A 19,539-nucleotide genomic window follows, 5' to 3' on the forward strand; every position below is an offset into this window, starting at 1 on the left:
GCCGTAGGGACCCGGCTGACCGTACGGTCCAGGCTGCTGGGGCTGCCCGCCGTACGGGCCCGGCTGGTTGTAGCTCATTTCTGGGTTCCCCTCCAGATACTTATGTGTTCCTGACATCCTGGCGCAGCCACAGGCAACGCAAGGCATCGGGGGCCCCACCGTTACAGAACAAACGCGTTTCGGGACTGCCCGGTGACACCCCTAAACTGAGCCCGTGACCGAGAACGCTCAGCAGCAGCCACCAGCGCCCAACTCCGAACTGCCGACCCAGTACGCGCCGGCCGATGTAGAGGGGCCGCTGTACGAGCGCTGGGTGGAGCGGGGTTACTTCGAGGCGGACGCGAAGAGCGACAAGCCTCCGTACACCATCGTCATTCCGCCACCGAACGTCACGGGCTCGCTCCACCTGGGGCACGCCTTCGAGCACACGCTCATCGACACCCTCACCCGCCGCAAGCGGATGCAGGGTTACGAGACGCTGTGGCAGCCCGGCATGGACCACGCCGGTATCGCCACGCAGAACGTCGTCGAGCGCGAGCTGGGCAAGGAGGGCAAGTCCCGCCACGACCTGGGCCGGGAGGCGTTCGTCGAGCGTGTCTGGCAGTGGAAGGCCGAGTCCGGCGGTCAGATCAGCGGGCAGATGCGTCGCCTCGGTGACGGTGTCGCGTGGTCGCGTGAGCGGTTCACCATGGACGAGGGACTCTCCCAGGCCGTCCAGACCATCTTCAAGCGGCTCTACGACGAAGAGCTGATCTACCGCGCCGAGCGCATCATCAACTGGTGCCCGCGCTGTCTGACCGCCATCTCGGACATCGAGGTCGAGTACCAGGACGACGACGGCGAGCTCGTCTCCATGAAGTACGGCGACGGTGACGAGACGATCGTCGTCGCCACCACCCGTGCCGAGACCATGCTCGGTGACACGGCCGTCGCCGTTCACCCCGAGGACGAACGGTACAAGCACCTGGTCGGCAAGCTCATCAAGCTGCCGCTGACCGACCGCTCCATCCCGGTCGTCGCCGACGAGCACGTCGACCCCGAGTTCGGCACGGGTGCCGTCAAGGTCACCCCGGCCCACGACCCGAACGACTTCGAGATCGGCCAGCGCCACGACCTGCCGGCCATCACGATCATGGACGAGCACGCCGTCATCACCGCCCACGGCCCCTTCCAGGGCCAGGACCGGCTCGAGGCCCGTTCCGCCATCGTCGCCGCGCTGCGCGCCGAGGGCCGGATCGTCGCCGAGAAGCGGCCCTACGTCCACTCGGTCGGTCACTGCTCGCGCTGCAAGACCACCATTGAGCCCCGCCTCTCGATGCAGTGGTGGGTCAAGGTCGGCCCGCTGGCGAAGGCAGCCGGTGACGCGGTCCGCGACGGCAAGGTCAAGATCCACCCGCAGGAGATGGAGAAGCGGTACTTCGACTGGGTCGACAACCTCCACGACTGGTGCATCTCACGGCAGTTGTGGTGGGGCCACCGGATCCCGGTCTGGTACGGCCCGAACGGCGAGGTCGTCTGCGTCGGCCCCGACGACGAGGCCCCCACCGGTGAGGGATGGCGTCAGGACACCGACGTCCTCGACACCTGGTTCTCCTCCGGCCTGTGGCCCTTCTCCACGCTCGGCTGGCCCGAACAGACCGAATCGCTCGCGAAGTTCTACCCGAACTCCGTCCTGGTCACCGGCTACGACATCCTCTTCTTCTGGGTCGCCCGGATGATGATGTTCGGCCTCTACGCGATGGACGGCACCCCGCCGTTCCACACCATCGCCCTGCACGGCATGGTCCGTGACCAGAACGGCAAGAAGATGTCGAAGTCCTTCGGGAACGTCGTCAACCCGCTGGACTGGATGGACAAGTACGGCAGCGACGCGCTCCGGTTCACCCTGGCCCGTGGCGCGAACCCCGGTGTCGACGTGCCGATCGGCGAGGACTGGGTCCAGGGCTCCCGCAACTTCGCCAACAAGATCTGGAACGCGACGCGCTTCGCGCTGATGAACGGCGCGACGGTGGACGGGCCGCTGCCGGAGCCTTCGGCGATGTCGGCGACCGATCGGTGGATCCTGTCCCGGCTCAACTCCGTTGTCTCCGAAGTCGACGCGTTCTACGAGGACTACCAGTTCGCGAAGCTCTCCGACGCCCTGTTCCACTTCGCGTGGGACGAGGTGTTCGACTGGTACGTCGAGCTGTCGAAGACGACGTTCCAGGCGGGCGGCGAGGCGGCCGAGGTCTCGAAGCGCGTCCTCGGTGAGGTCCTGGACGTCACGCTGCGGCTGCTGCACCCGGTCGTCCCCTTCGTCACGGAGACGCTGTGGACCACGCTGACCGGGGGCGAGTCCCTCGTCATCGCCGAGTGGCCCTCGGACAGCGGCTTCCGTGACACGGGTGCCGAGAAGGAGATCGAGACGCTCCAGCAGGTCATCACCGAGGTCCGCCGCTTCCGCGCCGACCAGGGTCTGCAGCCGGGTCAGCGCGTCCCGGCCCGCCTCGCGCTGGACGGCACGGCGCTCGCCCCGCACGAGGCTGCCATCCGTCAACTCCTGCGTCTCCAGCCGGAGGGCGACGCCTTCACCGCCACGGCGACCCTGCCGGTCGGCGGTGCCGAGGTGGCGCTCGACCTGTCCGGCACGATCAATGTCGCGGCCGAGCGGAAGCGGCTGGCCAAGGACCTCGCCGCCGCGGAGAAGGAGAAGGCGCAGGCGAACGCGAAGCTCGGCAACGAGGCGTTCCTGGCGAAGGCTCCGGATCACGTGGTGGAGAAGATCCGGACGCGGCTGGCGAAGGCGGACGAGGACATGGCGCGGATTGCCGCGCAGCTGGACCGGCTGCCGGAGGCGTAGGCGGTTCGCGTACGTCGGTGAAGGCCCCCGCCGCTGTCAGGTTCCGGGGGCCTTCGGTCGCCGCGGGGTGGGTCGCGCAGCCCGGCGCCACGGGGTGCGGCCGCGCCCACCCGTGCCGCCCTGCGGCACGACTGCCCGCGGTTGAGCGGGACGCGTCGCGCAGCCCGGCGCCCGCCGCCGCGCCCACCCGTGCGGCCTTGCGGCACGACTGCCCGCGGTTACGCGGGACGGCTGCGCGCGTGCAAGGGCAGCGGGTTCCGGGGGCGCAGCCCTCAGGGTGAGGGGTGCCTTCTGGCCGACCGAGTCGGGTGGTGGGTGGGCATGGGCCGGGGGTCTGGGGGCGGCGCCCCCAGGGACACTCACCCCCGCCGACCCGCACCCACCCCCCACCCTCCGTAGACTGACCCCGTGAGTGAGCAGCCCCCGCACGACAGCAGTGACTTCGACGAGATCATGGCGGCCGAGACCGAGCGGGACCCGGATCTCGCGGTCATCGAGGCCGGCAGCCGTACCCTGCGCACGCAGGGCGCTGCGCCGGAGGCCGACGTGCCCGCGCGGCCGACGGACCCCGAGGTCGACAAGGCCCTGAGGGAAGTCGAGGCGGAGCTTGCCACCCGCTGGGGCGAGACCAAGCTGGAGCCCTCCGTCAGCCGGATCGCCGCGCTGATGGACGTGCTGGGGGAGCCGCAGCGGTCGTACCCCTCCATCCACATCACCGGCACCAACGGCAAGACCTCCACCGCCCGCATGATCGAGGCCCTGCTCGGCGCCTTCGAGCTGCGCACCGGGCGGTACACCTCGCCGCACGTGCAGTCGATCACCGAGCGGATCAGTCTGGACGGCGCGCCGATCTCCGCCGAGCGGTTCATCGAGACGTACGAGGACATCAAGCCGTACGTCGAGATGGTCGACTCGCAGCAGGAGTACCGGCTGTCCTTCTTCGAGGTGCTCACGGGGATGGCGTACGCCGCCTTCGCCGATGCTCCCGTCGACGTCGCCGTCGTGGAAGTGGGCATGGGCGGGTCCTGGGACGCCACCAACGTCATCGACGGGGACGTCGCCGTCGTGACCCCCATCGACCTCGACCACACCGACCGGCTCGGAGAGACCGCCGGTGCGATCGCCACCGAGAAGGCCGGCATCGTCAAGCAGGACGCGACGGTCATCCTGGCGCAGCAGCCGGTCGATGCCGCCCAGGTGCTGTTGAAGAAGGCCGTCGAGGTCGATGCGACGGTGGCCCGCGAGGGGCTGGAGTTCGGGGTCTTGGCGCGGCAGATCGCCGTCGGCGGGCAGTTGCTCACCCTGCGCGGGCTCGGCGGCGAGTACACCGAGGTGTATCTCCCTCTCCACGGCCCCTACCAGGCCCACAACGCGGCCGTCGCCCTCGCCGCCGTCGAGGCGTTCTTCGGTGTCGGTTCGCAGCGGCCCGAGCCGCTCGACATCGACACCGTCCGCAAGGCCTTCGCGGCGGTGGCCTCGCCGGGCCGGATGGAGGTCGTACGGCGGTCGCCGACCGTCGTCCTGGACGCCGCGCACAACCCGGCCGGTGCCCGTGCCACCGCCGAGGCGGTCGGCGAGGCGTTCGACTTCAGCCGGCTGATCGGGATCGTCGGGGCGAGCGGGGACAAGAACGTACGAGGGCTGCTGGAGGCCTTCGAGCCGATCTTCGCCGAGGTCGTCGTCACGCAGAACTCCAGCCATCGCGCGATGGACGCCGACGAGCTCGCGGGCATCGCCGTCGAGGTGTTCGGCGAGGAGCGGGTGCAGGTCGAACCGCGGTTGCCGGACGCCCTGGAGGCCGCGATCACGCTGGCCGAGGAGGAGGGCGAGTTCGCGGGCGGCGGTGTGCTCGTCACCGGCTCCGTCATCACCGTCGGCGAGGCCCGGCTGCTGCTGGGGAAGGGCTGAGACTCCGCATGCGTACGCTCTGTGCTTCGACCCTGATCGGCGAGGTCTTCATCATCGGCTTCGCCGCGCTGGTCGCGATGAAGGACCCCGACCTGCCCATGACCACGGTGTGGACGGTCAGCGGCATCGCCATGTTCCTGTGCCTGCTGCTGTGCGGCATGGTCACCCGCCCCGGCGGCGTCGCCCTCGGGTGGGCCCTCCAGATCGCCCTGATCGCCTCCGGCGTCATCGTCCCGACGATGTTCTTCCTGGGCGCGATCTTCGCGGCCCTGTGGTGGGCGTCCGTGCACTACGGCCGGAAGATCGACGAGGCGAAGGCGAGATTCGCGGCGCAGGCGGACGCCTCGACGCCGGACCCGGTGTGAGCCCGTCTCCCGCCTGTCCCTCTACACCTGACGCTGCGTAACAGGAGACCGGACACGCCCTGTAATCTCAGCATCCCGCACAATCCTTGATCCGAAGGAGCCCCGTCGTGAGCCAGCGCACCCTCGTCCTCCTCAAGCCCGACGCCGTTCGTCGTGGCCTGACCGGCGAGATCATCAGCCGTATCGAGCGCAAGGCCGGCTGGCAGATCACCGCGCTGGAGCTGCGCACCCTGGACCAGGACACCCTGGAGCAGCACTACGGCGAGCACAAGGGCAAGCCCTTCTACGAGCCGTTGGTGGAGTTCATGGCGTCCGGTCCGGTCGTGGCGCTGATCGTCGAGGGCGAGCGGATCATCGAGGGTGTGCGGGCGCTGGCCGGTCCGACCGACCCGATCGCCGCCGCCCCCGGCTCCATCCGCGGCGACTACGGCGTGATCGTGCGGGAGAACCTGATCCACGCCTCGGACTCCGAGGAGTCCGCCGAACGTGAGGTGAAGATCTTTTTCCCCGGCCGCGCGTAGCGCCCGCGGCGGCGAAGTGAGAGTCTGGGGGCGTTTGTCCCCGGACTTTCTGGCATATGCGTGGCGATCGAGGGAACGAGTGCCCCCGAACGCCCGTCTCCACAAGCGAACCCACACTGCATCTGCTGACAATGGCGGAGACCCTCACGCAGTGTTCGCGAAGGCGCGTCTACGATGGAAGCCTTCACGTCACAGCACCCACCTCGCCTACCTGAAAAGCCCTCAAAAGCCAGTGGGAAGGCCAGAAGAATCCTGATGGGGAACTCAATGTCGTTCATCGGCCGTGACATGGCTGTCGACCTCGGGACCGCCAACACGCTGGTGTACGTCAGGGGTCGCGGGATCGTACTCAACGAGCCCTCCGTCGTCGCGATCAACACCAACACCGGTGGCATCCTCGCGGTCGGCGCCGAAGCGAAGAAGATGATCGGGCGCACGCCCGGCAACATCGTTGCCGTACGTCCGCTGAAGGACGGCGTGATCGCCGACTTCGAGATCACCGAGCGGATGCTCCGCTACTTCATTCTGAAGATTCACAAGCGGCGCTATCTGGCTCGTCCGCGGGTCGTCGTCTGTGTGCCCTCGGGCATCACGGGGGTCGAGCGCCGTGCCGTCATCGAGGCGTCGTCCCAGGCCGGCGCCCGTCAGGTGCACATCATCGAGGAGCCCATGGCGGCCGCCATCGGTTCCGGCCTGCCGGTCCACGAGGCCACGGGCAACATGGTGGTGGACATCGGCGGCGGTACCACGGAGGTCGCGGTCATCTCCCTCGGCGGCATCGTCACCGCCCAGTCCATCCGTGTCGCGGGCGACGAGCTGGACAGCTCGATCATCCAGCACATCAAGAAGGAGTACTCGCTCCTGCTGGGTGAGCGGACCGCCGAGCAGATCAAGATCACGATCGGTTCGGCGTACGACCTCGACGCTGACGAGCACACCGAAATCCGCGGCCGGGATCTCGTCTCCGGGCTGCCCAAGACCGTCGTCATCTCGGCCGCCGAAGTGCGCAAGGCGATCGAGGAGCCCGTCAACGCCATTGTGGACGCCGTCAAGACGACCCTCGACAAGTGCCCGCCGGAGCTGTCCGGCGACATCATGGACCGCGGAATCGTTCTTACCGGTGGCGGTGCGCTGCTGCGCGGGCTCGACGAGCGGCTGCGCCGCGAGACCGGCATGCCGATCCACATCGCCGAGGACCCGCTGGACAGCGTCGCGCTCGGCTCCGGTAAATGCGTCGAGGAGTTCGAGGCGTTGCAGCAGGTGCTGGACGCCCAGCCGCGCAGATGACGCAACTCTTCGATTCCGCCGTACGAGACGATCTCCACTCGTACGGCGGCTCGTTGGTATTGAGGCATAAGCTCGCCCATAAGCGCTGACATGTAAACATTGCACACGAATTCCTATGAGGAAGGGCACGGCCGCCGCACGTGAGGGACACACGAGAGAGCCGGCTGCTCCTGGTGCTGCTGGTCGCCATCGCGTTCGCGCTGATCACGGTGGACATCCGTGGCGGGGAGGACTCACCGGTCGACGGTGCCCGCCAGGGCGCGGCCACGGTCTTCGGCCCGATCGAGGACGGGGTGTCGGCCGCGGTGGATCCGGTCGGCAACGCCGTATCGGCCATCCGTGACTCCGGCGAACGCCACGACCGGCTCGCCGAGCTGGAGAAGGAGAACGCGGCCCTCGAAGCGAAGCTCGGCAGCGACGACCGCAACCGCAGCCGCCTCGCCCAGCTCGACAAGATGCTGAAGCTCTCCGGCGCCGGCCAGTACGGCATCAAGGGCGCCGAGGTCATCGCCATAGGAGCGGCCCAGGGCTTCTCCTGGACCATCACCGTCGACGTCGGAGCCAACGACGGCATCAAGCGCGACATGACCGTCCTCAACGGAGACGGGCTGGTCGGGCGGGTGACCACCGTCGGGCCCGACACCGCCACCGTCCTCCTCGCCAGCGACCCCGACTTCACCGTCGGCACCCGCATGGAGGCCGGCGACGAGCTCGGCTTCGCCTCCGGACAGGGCGACCGCCCGCTGCGCGTCGAACTCCTCAACGGCAAGGCCGAGGTCAAGAAGGGCGACCGCCTGGTCACCTTCGGCTCGCAGGCCGACAAGCCCTTCGTGCCCGGCGTCCCGGTCGGCGTGGTCTCCCGCGTCGACCCCTCCGCCGGCGACCTCACCCGCACCCTCTACGTCACGCCGTACGTCAGCTTCACCAAGCTCGACATCGTCGGCATCGTCGTCGAGGCCCCGAAGAAGGACCCGCGCGACACGGTGCTGCCCGCCAAGCCCAAGGCAACCCCCACGCCGACCGTGACGGTGACGGTCACCCCGTCCGCGAACGCGCCGGTCGACGGCCAGATCCAGCAAGAGCAGTAGGAGCTGTAGCCCATGCGCGTCAACCGGATCCTGCTGTCCGTCTCCCTGGTCGTCGTGGCCCTGGTCCTCCAGGTGAGCGTCCTCTCCCGGCTCCATCTCCCGGGCGCCGTCCCCGACCTGCTGCTCCTGACAGTCCTGGGCCTCGCCATGGTGTACGGCCATGTCGGCGGCGCCCTCGTCGGGTTCGGCGCCGGACTCCTCGCCGACCTGGCCCCGCCCGCCGACCACGCGGCCGGCCGCTACGCCCTCGTGCTGTGCGTCATCGGCTATCTCGCGGGCCTGGCGAAACCCGACAACGGCCGGCTGAAGTCGGCCACTGGCCCCATGGTCGTCGTGGTCGCAGCCGCCGTCGGCACCACCCTGCTCTACGCCGGTGTCGGCGCCCTCGTCGGCGACACCGCCGCCCGCCATGTCGGCCTCGGCAGCCTGCTGTTCACGGCCGCGCTGTACGACCTGCTGCTCGCCCCGTTCGTCGTGCCCGGCATCATGGCGCTGGCCCGCCGCGCGGAGAACGACCCCCTTGCCGAGACCAAGTCCGCCGCCAAGGGCACCGACATCTCCTCCGGCTGGCTCTCCTCGGGCACGGGGCTGCGGATCGGGGGCCAGCGCAACGGCCTCGGCGGGCTGAAGGTGAAGGCCGCCCGGGCCCGCACGGCGCGTGCCGGCCGCATCAAGGGGGTCAAGCGGCTGTGATCGCACGGGGGTTGACGGCCGTACCGGAGGCAAGGCCTCACAGGTCCGTCGTATATGACACATACACACACTGAGAGGGGGAGGCAGCCGCAGTGACCGCCCACCCGTCGCCCGCCACCACCCTTCCAACGAATGGGCTGCGCCCATGACCAACATCCCCGAGACCGGCCGGACCCCACGGGTCCAGATCCGGCTCGTCGTCATCCAGATCCTCGTCCTCTCCCTGCTCGGCACCCTCGGCGGGCGCCTGTGGTACCTCCAGATCCGCGAAGGCGACGAGTACGCCAAGGAGGCGTCCGGCAACCACGTCCAGCAGGTCGTCGAGCCCGCCGTACGCGGCTCCATCCTGGACGCGCGCGGGGTGCCCCTCGCGGACAACGAGACCCGGCTGGTGGTCTCCGCCTCCCGCACCGACCTGCTGAAGATGGAGGACGACGGCAAGGCCGTCCTCACCAAGCTGGCCGGCGTGCTGGGCATGAAGCCCCAGGAGGTCATGGAGAAGGTCCGGCTGTGCGACTCCAAGACGCCGCAGCCCTGCTGGAACGGCTCGCCGTACCAGCCGATCCCCATCACCGACGAGGCCACCGCCAAGCAGGCCCTGCAGATCCGCGAACGCGCCGAGGACTTCCCCGGCATCACCGCCGAGCCCGAGGCCGTACGCCGCTACGCCGCCCCCGGCAAGGCCAACACCGCCCAGGTCCTCGGCTATCTCTCGCCCGTCACCGACGACGAGATCACCAAGGCCCAGGACACCGACTCGCCCTACCTGCGCTCCGACCAGGTCGGCCGCAACGGCCTGGAGCGCGAGTACGACAAGGAGCTGCGCGGCAAGGCCGGCGTCACCCGTTACGAGGTCGACAACCTCGGCCGCGTCATCGGCGAGGCCGAGGCAGAGCCCGCCGAGGCCGGCTCCAGCCTGGTCACCAGCGTCGACGCCCGCGTCCAGCGGGTCGCCGAGTACGAACTGAACGAGGCCATGAAGGAGGCCCGTAAGACGTTCGACAAGAACACCGGCGAGAACTACAAGGCGGACTCCGGCGCGGTCGTGGTGATGGAGGCCAAGACCGGCCGCGTGGTCGCCATGGCCTCCAACCCGACGTACGACCCGAACGCCTGGGTCGGCGGCATCTCCGCCAAGGACTACGCCAAGCTCACCGGCAAGAACTCCAACTACCCGCTGCTCAACCGTGCGATCCAGGGCCAGGCGGCCCCCGGCTCGATCTTCAAGGTCGTCTCCACCTCGGCCGCGGTCAACGCCGGCTACTCCTTCGACGGGAACTACGACTGCTCCAGCTCGTACTCCATCGGCGGCCAGGTCTTCAAGAACTTCGAGTCCCAGGGGTACGGCCCGATCAACCTCGGCCGCGCCCTGGAGGTCTCCTGCGACACCGTCTTCTACCGCCTGGCCCACCAGGAATGGCAGCGGGACGGCGGCAACACCCCGAAGAAGAAGGCCAACGACTGGTTCTACAAGACCGCCCACCTGTTCGGCCTCGGCAAGGAGACCGGCATCGACCTCCCGAACGAGGTCACCGGCCGCGTCCCCGACCGCCAGTGGAAGCAGGACTACTGGAAGGCCAACAAGGACGCCTGGTGCAAGTACGGCAAGAAGGACGGCACCTACGCCGAGAAGATCGCCTACGAGAACTGCCTCGAAGGCAACAAGATGCGCGCCGGTGACTCCGTCAACTACTCCATCGGCCAGGGCGACACGCTCGTCACGCCGATACAGATGGCGACGATCTACGGGGCGATCTCCAACGGCGGCACCCTCTACGACCCGACCGTCGGCAAGGCGATCATCAGCGCCGACGGCAAGACCGTCCAGGAGATCAAGCCCAAGGCGCACGGCAAGCTGCCGGACTCGAAGAAGACGCTCGCCGAGATAAACGATGCCCTCGCGGGAGTCGCGACCCGCGGTACGGCCGCCTGGCGGTTCGGCGGCTGGCCGCAGGACGAGATCCCGATGCACGCCAAGACGGGTACGGCCGAGGTCTACGGCAAGCAGACCACGTCCTGGTTCGCCACGTACACCAAGGACTACACGGTCGTCATGACCATCTCCCAGGGCGGTACGGGCTCCGGCGCCTCGGGCCCCGCCGTACGCAAGATCTACAACGCGCTGTACGGCGTCTCCGAGGACGGCACGATCAACCCCAAGAACGCGCTGCTGCCCACTCCGCAGAAGAGCCTGCCGAAGATCAAGACGGACGGTTCGATCACCTCTCCGAAGATCGCCAAGGACCCGGCCAAGGACCAGCAGGCCAGCCAGAAGGGCGCGGACGAGCCCGACGTGCAGCAGCTGGCGGCCACGGTGGCGACGCCCACCACGGGCAACCGGAACGCGCGTCGGCGACGGCGTGCCAGGGGAAGCCGAAGGATGCTCACATGACCGGCGTGAACAGCTTCCAGGTCTCCGGCTACGGACCCGAGCGCGGGGGCTGGACCCGCCTGCTCGCCCGTGACTCGCTCGCCCGCCGGCTGGACTGGCCGATACTGCTGGCGGCACTGGCCCTTTCGGGCATCGGCTCGCTCCTCGTCTTCTCGGCGACCCGCAACCGCACCGAGATCAACCAGGGCGACCCGTACTACTTCCTGATCCGCCACATCATGAACACCGGCATCGGGTTCGCCCTGATGCTCGGCACGGTGTGGCTCGGCCACCGCACGCTGCGTACGGCCGTGCCGATCCTGTACGGCGCCTCGGTGTTCCTGATCCTGATGGTGCTCACCCCGCTCGGCTCGACGGTCAACGGCGCGCACTCCTGGATCGTGCTGGGCGGCGGCTTCTCGCTCCAGCCCTCCGAGTTCGTGAAGATCACGATCATCCTCGGCATGGCGATGCTGCTGGCGGCCCGCGTGGACGCGGGCGACAAGCCCCACCCCGACCACCGGACCGTGCTCCAGGCCCTCGGGCTGGCCGCCGTACCGATGCTCATCGTGATGCTGATGCCCGACCTCGGGTCGGTCATGGTCATGGTCATCATCGTGCTGGGCGTGCTGCTCGCCTCCGGCGCCTCGAACCGATGGGTGTTCGGGCTGCTCAGCGCGGGCGCGACCGGCGCGATCGCCGTCTGGCAGCTGCACATCCTGGACGACTACCAGATCGCCCGCTTCGCCGCCTTCGCCAACCCGAGCCTCGACCCCGCGGGCGTCGGCTACAACACCAACCAGGCCCGCATCGCGATCGGTTCGGGTGGTCTGACGGGCTCGGGCCTCTTCCACGGCTCGCAGACCACGGGCCAGTTCGTGCCGGAGCAGCAGACCGACTTCGTGTTCACGGTCGCGGGGGAGGAGCTGGGCTTCCTCGGCGGCGGCCTGATCATCATCCTGCTCGGTGTCGTGCTGTGGCGGGCCTGCCGCATCGCCCGCGAGACGACCGAGCTGTACGGCACGATCGTCGCCGCCGGCATCGTGGCCTGGTTCGCCTTCCAGGCCTTCGAGAACATCGGCATGACCCTCGGCATCATGCCGGTCACGGGCCTGCCGCTGCCGTTCGTGTCGTACGGAGGCTCGTCGATGTTCTCCGTGTGGGTGGCCGTGGGGCTGCTGCAGTCGATCCGGGTGCAGCGGCCGATGTCTGCCTAGCCCCACGGGCTGCCCCCTGCCGTACCGGCCCGACTGCGACTAGATTCGGGTCATGGCGGACATCAAGCGGGAGATCGAGCGCAAGTACGAGTCCGACGACAGTGGGTTGCCCGACCTCATCGGCGTCGCCGGGGTCGAGACCGTCCTCGACAAGGGCGTCATGGAACTGGACGCCACCTACTACGACACCGCCGACGAACGCCTGGCCGCGTCCTCGATCACCCTGCGCCGCCGCACCGGCGGCTCCGACGCGGGCTGGCACCTGAAGGTGCCCGTCGCCCAGGGCGTGCGCGACGAGATCCAGGCCCCGCTCTCCGACACCCTCCCCGACGATCTCGCCGGGCTGGTCCGCTCCCGGGTCCGGGACGCCGAACTGCTGCCCGTGGTCCGGCTGCGCTCGGCCCGGGACGTGCGCGACCTCCTCGACTCGGAGGGGCGGCTGCTCGCCGAGGTCAGCGTGGACGCCGTCCACGCCGAGCGGCTGGCCGGGGGCAACGGCGTCGCCCAGTGGACCGAGATCGAGGTGGAACTCGCCGACGGCGGCGACCCGGGCTTCCTCGACAAGGTGGAGAAGCGGCTGCGCAAGGCGGGCGTACGACCGTCCGCCTCCTCCTCGAAGCTGGCGCGGGCCCTCGCGGAGACCGCCCCGAAGAAGAGGTGCGCGGCCGGGTCTCCCGAGGACGCGGTGACCGCCGGCGACCACGTGCTCGCGTACGTCCGGGTCCAGCGGGACGCGATCGTCGAGCTCGACCCGGCCGTGCGCCAGGACGTCGAGGACTCCGTGCACAGCATGCGCGTCGCCACCCGCCGGATGCGCAGCACCTTCAAGTCGTACGACAAGGTCCTCGACCAGGCCGTCACCGATCCGATCAGCGAGGAGCTGAAGTGGCTGGCCGCTGAGCTGGGCGTGGACCGGGACCGCGAGGTGCTGACCGAACGCCTGACGGCCGCCCTCGACGAGGTGCCCCGCACCCTGGTCTCCGGCCCGGTCGCCGAGCGGCTGGGCATCTGGGCGGGCGACAGGCCCGGCGGAGCGAGCGGCCGGCTGATCGGCATCCTGGACTCCCGCCGCTACCTCGCCCTGCTCGATGCCCTGGACACGCTGATCGCCGACCCGCCGCTGCTGAAGGCGGCCGGAAAGAAGAAAGTCGGCAAGGTGATCGCCAAGGCCGTGAAGAAGGACTTCCGCAAGGTCACCGGGCTCGTCGAGCAGGCGCTGGAGCTGGAGCCCGGCACCGACCGGGACGTCGCCGTGCACGAGGCCCGCAAGAAGACCAAGCGCACCCGCTACGCGGCGGAGGCGGCCCGGCCGGCCCTCGGCGAGCCGGCCAAGGACCTGGTCAAGTCCATGAAGGCCCTGCAGAACCTGCTCGGGGAACACCAGGACAGCGTGATGGCCCGGCAGACCCTGCGCGAGCTGTCCGCGGTCGCCCACGCGGCGGGGGAGAGCGCCTTCACGTACGGCCTGCTCTACGGGCGTGAGGAACAGCGGGCGGCGGCGGTGGAGGCCGAGCTGCCCGGGTTCTGGGACGGGGTCAAGGACGGGGCGGCCGACCTCTGAGATTCCGGGCGTGCGGGGGGTGGTCTCGCTCGCGTTACGCTAGATGGTCACTCCTGTCAGTTCAGCCCAGCTCACGAAGGTTCGCGACATGCCTGCCGAAGTCGCTGCGTCGGTCTTCCCGCAGCTCGAAGCTCTGCTCCCGCATGTGCAGAAGCCGATCCAGTACGTCGGCGGGGAGCTCAACTCCACCGTCAAGCCGTGGGAGTCGACTGACGTCCGCTGGGCGCTGATGTACCCGGACGCGTACGAGGTCGGTCTGCCCAACCAGGGCGTCATGATCCTCTACGAGGTGCTGAACGAGCAGGAGGGCGTCCTCGCCGAGCGCACCTACAGCGTGTGGCCGGACCTCGAGGCGCTGATGCGGGAGCACGAGGTCCCGCAGTTCACGGTGGACAGCCACCGTCCCGTCAAGGCCTTCGACGTGTTCGGCCTGTCCTTCTCCACGGAGCTGGGCTACACGAACATGCTGACGGCGCTGGACCTGGCCGGGATCCCCCTGGAGTCCAGGGACCGCACGATCGACGACCCGATCGTGCTGGCCGGCGGCCACGCCGCCTTCAACCCCGAGCCGATCGCCGACTTCATCGACGCGGCGATCATCGGCGACGGCGAGCAGGCCGTGCTCGACATGACCCGGATCATCCGCGAGTGGAAGGCGGAGGGCCGCCCCGGCGGCCGCGAGGAGGTCCTCTTCCGCCTGGCGAAGACGGGCTCGGTGTACATCCCGGCCTTCTACGACGTCGAGTACCTCGCGGACGGCCGTATCGCCCGTGTCGTACCGAACAAGTCGGGTGTCCCGTGGCGCGTCTCCAAGCACACGGTGATGGACCTCGACGAGTGGCCGTACCCCAAGCAGCCCCTGGTCCCGCTCGCCGAGACGGTCCACGAGCGCATGTCGGTCGAGATCTTCCGCGGCTGCACGCGCGGCTGCCGCTTCTGCCAGGCGGGCATGATCACCCGCCCGGTGCGCGAGCGGTCGATCACCGGCATCGGCGACATGGTCGACAAGGGCCTGAAGGCGACGGGCTTCGAGGAGGTGGGCCTCCTGTCCCTGTCGTCCGCGGACCACAGCGAGATCGGCGACATCGCCAAGGGCCTCGCGGACCGCTACGAAGAAGACAAGATCGGCCTGTCCCTCCCGTCCACCCGCGTGGACGCGTTCAACGTGGACCTGGCGAACGAGCTGACCCGTAACGGGCGTCGGTCCGGCCTGACCTTCGCCCCCGAGGGCGGCTCCGAGCGCATGCGCAAGGTCATCAACAAGATGGTCTCGGAAGAGGACCTGATCCGCACGGTCGCCACCGCCTACGGCAACGGCTGGCGCCAGGTGAAGCTGTACTTCATGTGCGGCCTGCCGACGGAGACCGACGAGGACGTCCTCCAGATCGCCGACATGGCGATGAACGTCATCCAGAAGGGCCGCGAGGTCTCCGGCTCCAACGACATCCGCTGCACGGTGTCGATCGGCGGTTTCGTCCCGAAGCCGCACACCCCCTTCCAGTGGGCCCCGCAGCTCTCGGCCGAGGAGACGGACGCCCGCCTGGGGAAGCTCCGCGACAGGATCCGCGGCGACAAGAAGTACGGCCGCTCGATCGGCTTCCGCTACCACGACGGCAAGCCCGGCATCGTCGAGGGCCTCCTCTCCCGCGGCGACCGCCGCATCGGCGCCGTCATCCGCGCGGTCTACGAGGACGGCGGCCGCTTCGACGGCTGGCGCGAGCACTTCTCCTACGACCGCTGGATGCGGTGCGCGGACAAGGCCCTGGTCCCCTTCGGCGTGGACGTCGACTGGTACACCACGCGCGAGCGCACGTACGAGGAGGTCCTCCCCTGGGACCACCTCGACTCGGGCCTCGACAAGGACTGGCTGTGGGAGGACTGGCAGGACTCCCTCGACGAGACGGAGGTCGAGGACTGCCGGTGGACGCCTTGCTTCGACTGCGGGGTGTGCCCGCAGATGGACACGTCCATCCAGATCGGCCCGACGGGGAAGAAGCTGCTGCCCCTGACGGTCAAGAACGCCGCGCCGGCTCCCGCTGCGAGCGGTCACACGCACTGAGCTGAGTGAGGCACTCGACCGGGTTGTTGAGACCGTGTCGCGCGGGAGCAGCACGCGGACATGGAGGAGTACGGGACCTGCGCCGGTTGTAGGTCCTGGGGCGAGTCGTGTCCGGGGCGCGCGTGGTGCGCGGTGCCGCCGGTGTTTCGCACCGGCGGCAATCGTGACCGCGTAACTTCCTGCGAATTACGTCTACTTGCTCGCGGCGAAGCGCATCAGGGCGAGTTCGTCGCCCTGTTTGATCTTCCCGGTCGCGTTGATCACTTCGAGCTTCCAGGTGGCGCCGGACCGTACGGCCTTGGCGACGGCGCAGCCGTTGTCCGTGGTGAGCATGCTGGGCCAGATGTCGGCGACCTGCTGGGTGCTGCCGCCGGTCGCGTCGTACACCTTGAAGCTGATGTTGCGTGCCTTCTGGAAAGAACTGCCCTTCTTGTAGGCGGCGGCGACGAACACGATCGAGGTGATGTGGGGCGGGATGCGTGCGAACTCGACCGTGACCGTCTCGTCGTCGCCGTCCCCGTGGCCGGTCTGGTTGTCGCCGCTGTGCAGCAGGGAGCCGTTGCCGATGGGGTCGAGCGAGTCGAGGCCCGCCAGGCGCACCGGGTCCCCGTCGTGCATGGCGATGGCGATCAGGTCGAGGTCGGTGCCGGTCTTCCGGCGGAGTTTGCCCATCACCCCGCCGCTGGCGCCGGCGGTGGGGTCCCAGGACACCCCGATGGACAGATGGGTCACCCCGTCCAGATCCGCGGGGCCGTCTTCCTTCGTGAGCGTAATCATGGGCACATACTGCCTGGGCTTTCGCCGAGGTCCCAGAACAGGCCCGCCATGATGGCCAGGGCTTCTCGGGCCACCGTGCCCAACAGGTGTTCGTCGGGAGCGTGTTGGGCGCAGGACGGGTGGGAGTGGGGGACCCAGACCGTGGGGAGGCCCAGGATGTCGGCGAAGGCGTCGTTGGGGAGGGTGCCGCCGAGGTTGGGGAGGATGGCCGGGGGCTTGCCGGTGGTGCGGTGGAGGGAGGCCGTTGCCCAGTGGACCCAGGGGGAGTCGGGGCTGAGGCGGGTCGCCGGGACGGCCTGGAGGAGTTCCACCTCGACCATGGGGAAGGCGTGGGCGTCCAGGTGGGCGCGGATGGTCTGTTCGAGCTTCTGCCGGTCCGTGCCCACGACGAAGCGGAGCTGGACGTCCGCGTGAGCCGTGCCCGGGATGGCGCTGTGGTCGGGGATGTCCCGGCCGGTCCGCACGGTGCCCACGACCCGCCCGTACACCGCGCCGACAGGCCCGCAAGGGCGGCGGCATCTTCGAGTTGACGGTGGACGGGGTGGAGTCGCATGCCGGCCTCGACCCGGAGCGGGGTGCGAGCGCCGTGCACGCCCTCGCCGAACTCGTCACCCGGATCGTCGCGTTGGGCTCGCCGGAGCTGGGGACCACGGTCAACGTCGGTGTGATCAGCGGCGGTACGGGGCGCAACGTCGTGGCCGGGCAGGCCCGCTGCGGCATCGACGTACGGATCGCGGTGCCCGCCGAGGCGGCCCGGATCGACGCCGCGCTGGCCGCGCTGCAGCCGTCCGACCCCCGGGTGAAGGTCGCCGTCACCGGCGGCTGGGCCCGCCCTCCGATGGTGCCCGACCCGGCCTCCGGGCTCCTCTTCACACAGGCGCAGGCGATCGCCGCCGACCTGGGGTGGACGGCTCGGGACACCTCCGTCGGCGGAGCGAGCGACGGCAACTTCGTCGCGGCCCTCGGTCGTCCCGTCCTCGACGGCCTCGGCGCGGTGGGGGACGGGGCACATGCCCGGCACGAGCACGTCCTGCTGGACCACGTCCCCTCCCGCACCGCACTGATCGCGGGCCTGCTGGCAGCGTGCGCGACCTAGGAAACCCGTGGCTCGCGACACAGGACATCCCGTGGGCCGGCGACACAGGAAATCCCGTGGCCGGGGCCTCGTGCGGCGCGGGAGACTCGGGCATGCCTCGACTCGTCCCGCCCGACACCCGTTTCCGGACCTCCTTCCTGGCCGCCGTGCGGGAGAACGTCGCCGAGGGCGAGTACTTCGGCGACACCCTCCTCCGGGAGCTGAGCGTGCACGGCGGCAGCTGGCACACACCGGAGGGGTTCGCGCGGTACGTGGCGGCCGTCCGGGAGGAGGAGCTGGAGGAGGGGAGGCGGCCCGACGGGTTCGTTCCCGCGACCTGGTTCTGGTACGTGGACGGGGACGACTACATCGGGCGTATCCAGGTACGGCACCGGTTGACGCCGCGCCTGCGGGACTACGGCGGACACATCGGGTACGGCGTGCGCCCGAGTGCCCGTCGGCGGGGGCACGCGACGGAGATGCTCCGGGGTGTGCTGCCGTATGCCCGGGCGCTGGGGCTGGGGAGTGTGCTCGTCACCTGCGACACCACCAACATCGGCTCCCGTAAGGTCATCGAGGCCAACGGTGGAGAATTCGAGGACGAGCGGGGCGGGAAGTTGCGGTACTGGATCCGGACGGGGAACTGAGGCGTCTACGTCGGTATGGATCTGGAGAAGCCGCAGCCGCAGCCGCAGCACCCCGAGGGGTGTCTTGCCGTCGCGATTCGCATTCCTGTGCGGATCGTCGTGCTCGTGCTGGTCGTGCCCGTGCGGATGGTGTGGGACGCGCTTGTCGTCACGGGGCGGTTCCTGAACGACGTGGTGCTGCGGCCCCTCGGGCGGGCGTTGCTCTGGGTCGGGCGGGCTGTTTTCGTCTGGCCGTTCGTGGGGCTCTGGCGGTATGTGCTCGTGCCGCTCGGCAAAGCGCTCGCGTGGCTGGGGAACGTGCTCGTCGTCCTGCCGCTCGGGTGGCTGTACCGCTGTGTGCTGACGCCTCTCGGGCATGCCCTCGCGTGGGTCGCGCGCGGGATCGGGGCCGGGCTGGCGTGGGTGTACGCGCGCATGCTGACGCCGATCGGGCACGGCGTGATGTGGGTGCTCAGGGGAGTGGGGGCTGTGCTCGCCGCCCTGGGGGCCGGCATCTACGCCGTCGTCGCCTGGCTGGTGCGGTATCTCCTCGTCGTGCCGGCCGTGTGGGTGTACGAGTGGGTTCTCGCCCCCGTCGGGCGGGCGATCGCCTGGTGTGCCAGGGGGCTCGTGTGGTGCCTGAGCATGATCGTCACCGGGGTCGGGATGGCCCTCTACTGGATCACCCGCGTGCTCCTCGTCCTGCCCGTGCTCGCCCTGTGGCGCTGGATCCTCGTGCCCGTCGGGCGCGTGCTCGCCGTCATCGGGCGGGAGATCGGGACGGCGCTCGGGCACGCCTGGCGGATCGCGGGGTACGTCTCGCTCGCCGTCGGGCGGTTCCTCGGGACCCTCTTCCGGTGGATCTTCGTGGAGCCCGTGCGGTGGGTGTACCGGACCGTCCTGACGCCGGTCGGGCATGTCGTCCGGGACGTGGTGCTGCGGCCCGTGGCCGAGGCCGCGCGCAGTGTGGGGCGGGCCACCCGGCAGGCCCTCGCCGCCGCCCGTGAGTCCGTGCGGCAGGCGCGCGCCGACTTCCGGCGGATGGTCTTCGGGGAGCCTAGGCAGCCGAAGATGGTCGACCGGCGGGAACCTCCGGGCCACGAGACACGTACTCTTGGTAGTAGTACGACCGCTCTCACGAAGGACTGAACG

The 19,539-nt window shown here is 69.5% G+C and carries 15 protein-coding genes and 1 pseudogene; 14 read left to right on the forward strand and 2 right to left on the reverse strand.

From position 1 onward, the window contains the following. Positions 1-214 precede the first annotated feature (214 nt). From ADK57_RS19345 to ADK57_RS19395, 11 genes are all read left to right on the forward strand, one after another. Positions 215-2,839: a valine--tRNA ligase gene (locus ADK57_RS19345; RefSeq protein ID WP_053750728.1), complete on the forward strand. Its 2,625-nt coding sequence runs from the start codon at positions 215-217 to the stop codon at positions 2,837-2,839. 453 nt (positions 2,840-3,292) lie between these two features. Next, entirely contained in the window at positions 3,293-4,747 is a 1,455-nt protein-coding gene (folC, locus tag ADK57_RS19350) for a bifunctional tetrahydrofolate synthase/dihydrofolate synthase (protein WP_053750810.1), read from the forward strand. A gap of 8 nt (positions 4,748-4,755) precedes the next feature. Next, positions 4,756-5,112 (forward strand): DUF4233 domain-containing protein, encoded by a 357-nt coding sequence (locus tag ADK57_RS19355; protein ID WP_053750729.1) that lies wholly within the window; start codon positions 4,756-4,758, stop codon positions 5,110-5,112. 107 nt (positions 5,113-5,219) lie between these two features. Beyond that, on the forward strand, positions 5,220-5,633 hold the full coding sequence (gene ndk, locus ADK57_RS19360) for a nucleoside-diphosphate kinase (protein ID WP_053750730.1): 414 nt from the start codon (positions 5,220-5,222) through the stop codon (positions 5,631-5,633). A 267-nt stretch (positions 5,634-5,900) separates the two neighbouring features. After that, a complete protein-coding gene (locus ADK57_RS19365; protein WP_030601536.1) occupies positions 5,901-6,920 on the forward strand; it encodes a rod shape-determining protein in 1,020 nt (339 codons plus the stop codon). A gap of 140 nt (positions 6,921-7,060) precedes the next feature. Next, a complete protein-coding gene (mreC, locus tag ADK57_RS19370) occupies positions 7,061-8,008 on the forward strand; it encodes a rod shape-determining protein MreC (RefSeq protein ID WP_053750731.1) in 948 nt (315 codons plus the stop codon). Positions 8,009-8,020: 12 nt separating this feature from the next. After that, positions 8,021-8,701 carry a rod shape-determining protein MreD gene (mreD, locus tag ADK57_RS19375; RefSeq protein WP_053750732.1) on the forward strand — a complete coding sequence of 227 codons (681 nt, stop codon included), beginning with the start codon at positions 8,021-8,023 and terminating at the stop codon, positions 8,699-8,701. Positions 8,702-8,846: 145 nt separating this feature from the next. Continuing rightward, entirely contained in the window at positions 8,847-11,093 is a 2,247-nt protein-coding gene (gene mrdA / locus ADK57_RS19380; RefSeq protein ID WP_053750733.1) for a penicillin-binding protein 2, read from the forward strand. Beyond that, positions 11,090-12,289, forward strand: a complete 1,200-nt coding sequence (gene rodA / locus ADK57_RS19385) for a rod shape-determining protein RodA (RefSeq protein ID WP_053750734.1) — start codon at positions 11,090-11,092, stop codon at positions 12,287-12,289. The genes mrdA and rodA overlap by 4 nt, the downstream gene beginning before the upstream one ends. Before the next feature lie 52 nt (positions 12,290-12,341). Then, complete coding sequence (locus tag ADK57_RS19390; protein WP_053750735.1) at positions 12,342-13,850, forward strand: CYTH and CHAD domain-containing protein; 1,509 nt, start codon at positions 12,342-12,344, stop codon at positions 13,848-13,850. Between the two features lie 88 nt (positions 13,851-13,938). Then, positions 13,939-15,909, forward strand: coding sequence for a TIGR03960 family B12-binding radical SAM protein (locus tag ADK57_RS19395; protein WP_053750736.1), 1,971 nt, complete (start codon positions 13,939-13,941; stop codon positions 15,907-15,909). Between the two features lie 192 nt (positions 15,910-16,101). Here the strand turns inward: ADK57_RS19395 and ADK57_RS19400 are convergent, their stop codons facing one another. Next, entirely contained in the window at positions 16,102-16,686 is a 585-nt protein-coding gene (locus ADK57_RS19400; RefSeq protein ID WP_053750737.1) for a TerD family protein, read from the reverse strand. Next, complete coding sequence (locus tag ADK57_RS19405) at positions 16,683-17,159, reverse strand: hypothetical protein (protein WP_199830627.1); 477 nt, start codon at positions 17,157-17,159, stop codon at positions 16,683-16,685. Before ADK57_RS19405 ends, ADK57_RS19400 begins: the two co-directional genes overlap by 4 nt. A gap of 38 nt (positions 17,160-17,197) precedes the next feature. Here ADK57_RS19405 and ADK57_RS19410 point away from each other — a divergent pair. The 3 genes and pseudogenes from ADK57_RS19410 to ADK57_RS19420 form a co-directional block, all read left to right on the forward strand. Further along, positions 17,198-17,782: pseudogene (locus tag ADK57_RS19410) on the forward strand (M20/M25/M40 family metallo-hydrolase); the annotation flags it as partial. Between the two features lie 92 nt (positions 17,783-17,874). Further along, complete coding sequence (locus ADK57_RS19415; protein ID WP_053750811.1) at positions 17,875-18,408, forward strand: GNAT family N-acetyltransferase; 534 nt, start codon at positions 17,875-17,877, stop codon at positions 18,406-18,408. A 15-nt stretch (positions 18,409-18,423) separates the two neighbouring features. Continuing rightward, positions 18,424-19,536 carry a hypothetical protein gene (locus ADK57_RS19420; RefSeq protein ID WP_053750739.1) on the forward strand — a complete coding sequence of 371 codons (1,113 nt, stop codon included), beginning with the start codon at positions 18,424-18,426 and terminating at the stop codon, positions 19,534-19,536. Positions 19,537-19,539: the final 3 nt, after the last annotated feature.

Origin of the sequence: Streptomyces sp. MMG1533 (assembly GCF_001279775.1) — a bacterium.
Lineage (GTDB): Bacteria > Actinomycetota > Actinomycetes > Streptomycetales > Streptomycetaceae > Streptomyces.

What these genes read in the sequence shown, in the direction of transcription:
- folC (WP_053750810.1), top strand. Translation starts at nt 3,293, where the DNA reads ATGGCGGCCGAGACCGAGCGGGACCCGGATCTCGCGGTCATCGAGGCC.
- ADK57_RS19355 (WP_053750729.1), top strand. Translation starts at nt 4,756, where the DNA reads ATGCGTACGCTCTGTGCTTCGACCCTGATCGGCGAGGTCTTCATCATC.
- ADK57_RS19365 (WP_030601536.1), top strand. Translation starts at nt 5,901, where the DNA reads ATGTCGTTCATCGGCCGTGACATGGCTGTCGACCTCGGGACCGCCAAC.
- mreD (WP_053750732.1), top strand. Translation starts at nt 8,021, where the DNA reads ATGCGCGTCAACCGGATCCTGCTGTCCGTCTCCCTGGTCGTCGTGGCC.
- mrdA (WP_053750733.1), top strand. Translation starts at nt 8,847, where the DNA reads ATGACCAACATCCCCGAGACCGGCCGGACCCCACGGGTCCAGATCCGG.
- rodA (WP_053750734.1), top strand. Translation starts at nt 11,090, where the DNA reads ATGACCGGCGTGAACAGCTTCCAGGTCTCCGGCTACGGACCCGAGCGC.
- ADK57_RS19390 (WP_053750735.1), top strand. Translation starts at nt 12,342, where the DNA reads ATGGCGGACATCAAGCGGGAGATCGAGCGCAAGTACGAGTCCGACGAC.
- ADK57_RS19395 (WP_053750736.1), top strand. Translation starts at nt 13,939, where the DNA reads ATGCCTGCCGAAGTCGCTGCGTCGGTCTTCCCGCAGCTCGAAGCTCTG.
- ADK57_RS19400 (WP_053750737.1), bottom strand. Translation starts at nt 16,686, where the DNA reads ATGATTACGCTCACGAAGGAAGACGGCCCCGCGGATCTGGACGGGGTG.
- ADK57_RS19415 (WP_053750811.1), top strand. Translation starts at nt 17,875, where the DNA reads ATGCCTCGACTCGTCCCGCCCGACACCCGTTTCCGGACCTCCTTCCTG.
- ADK57_RS19420 (WP_053750739.1), top strand. Translation starts at nt 18,424, where the DNA reads ATGGATCTGGAGAAGCCGCAGCCGCAGCCGCAGCACCCCGAGGGGTGT.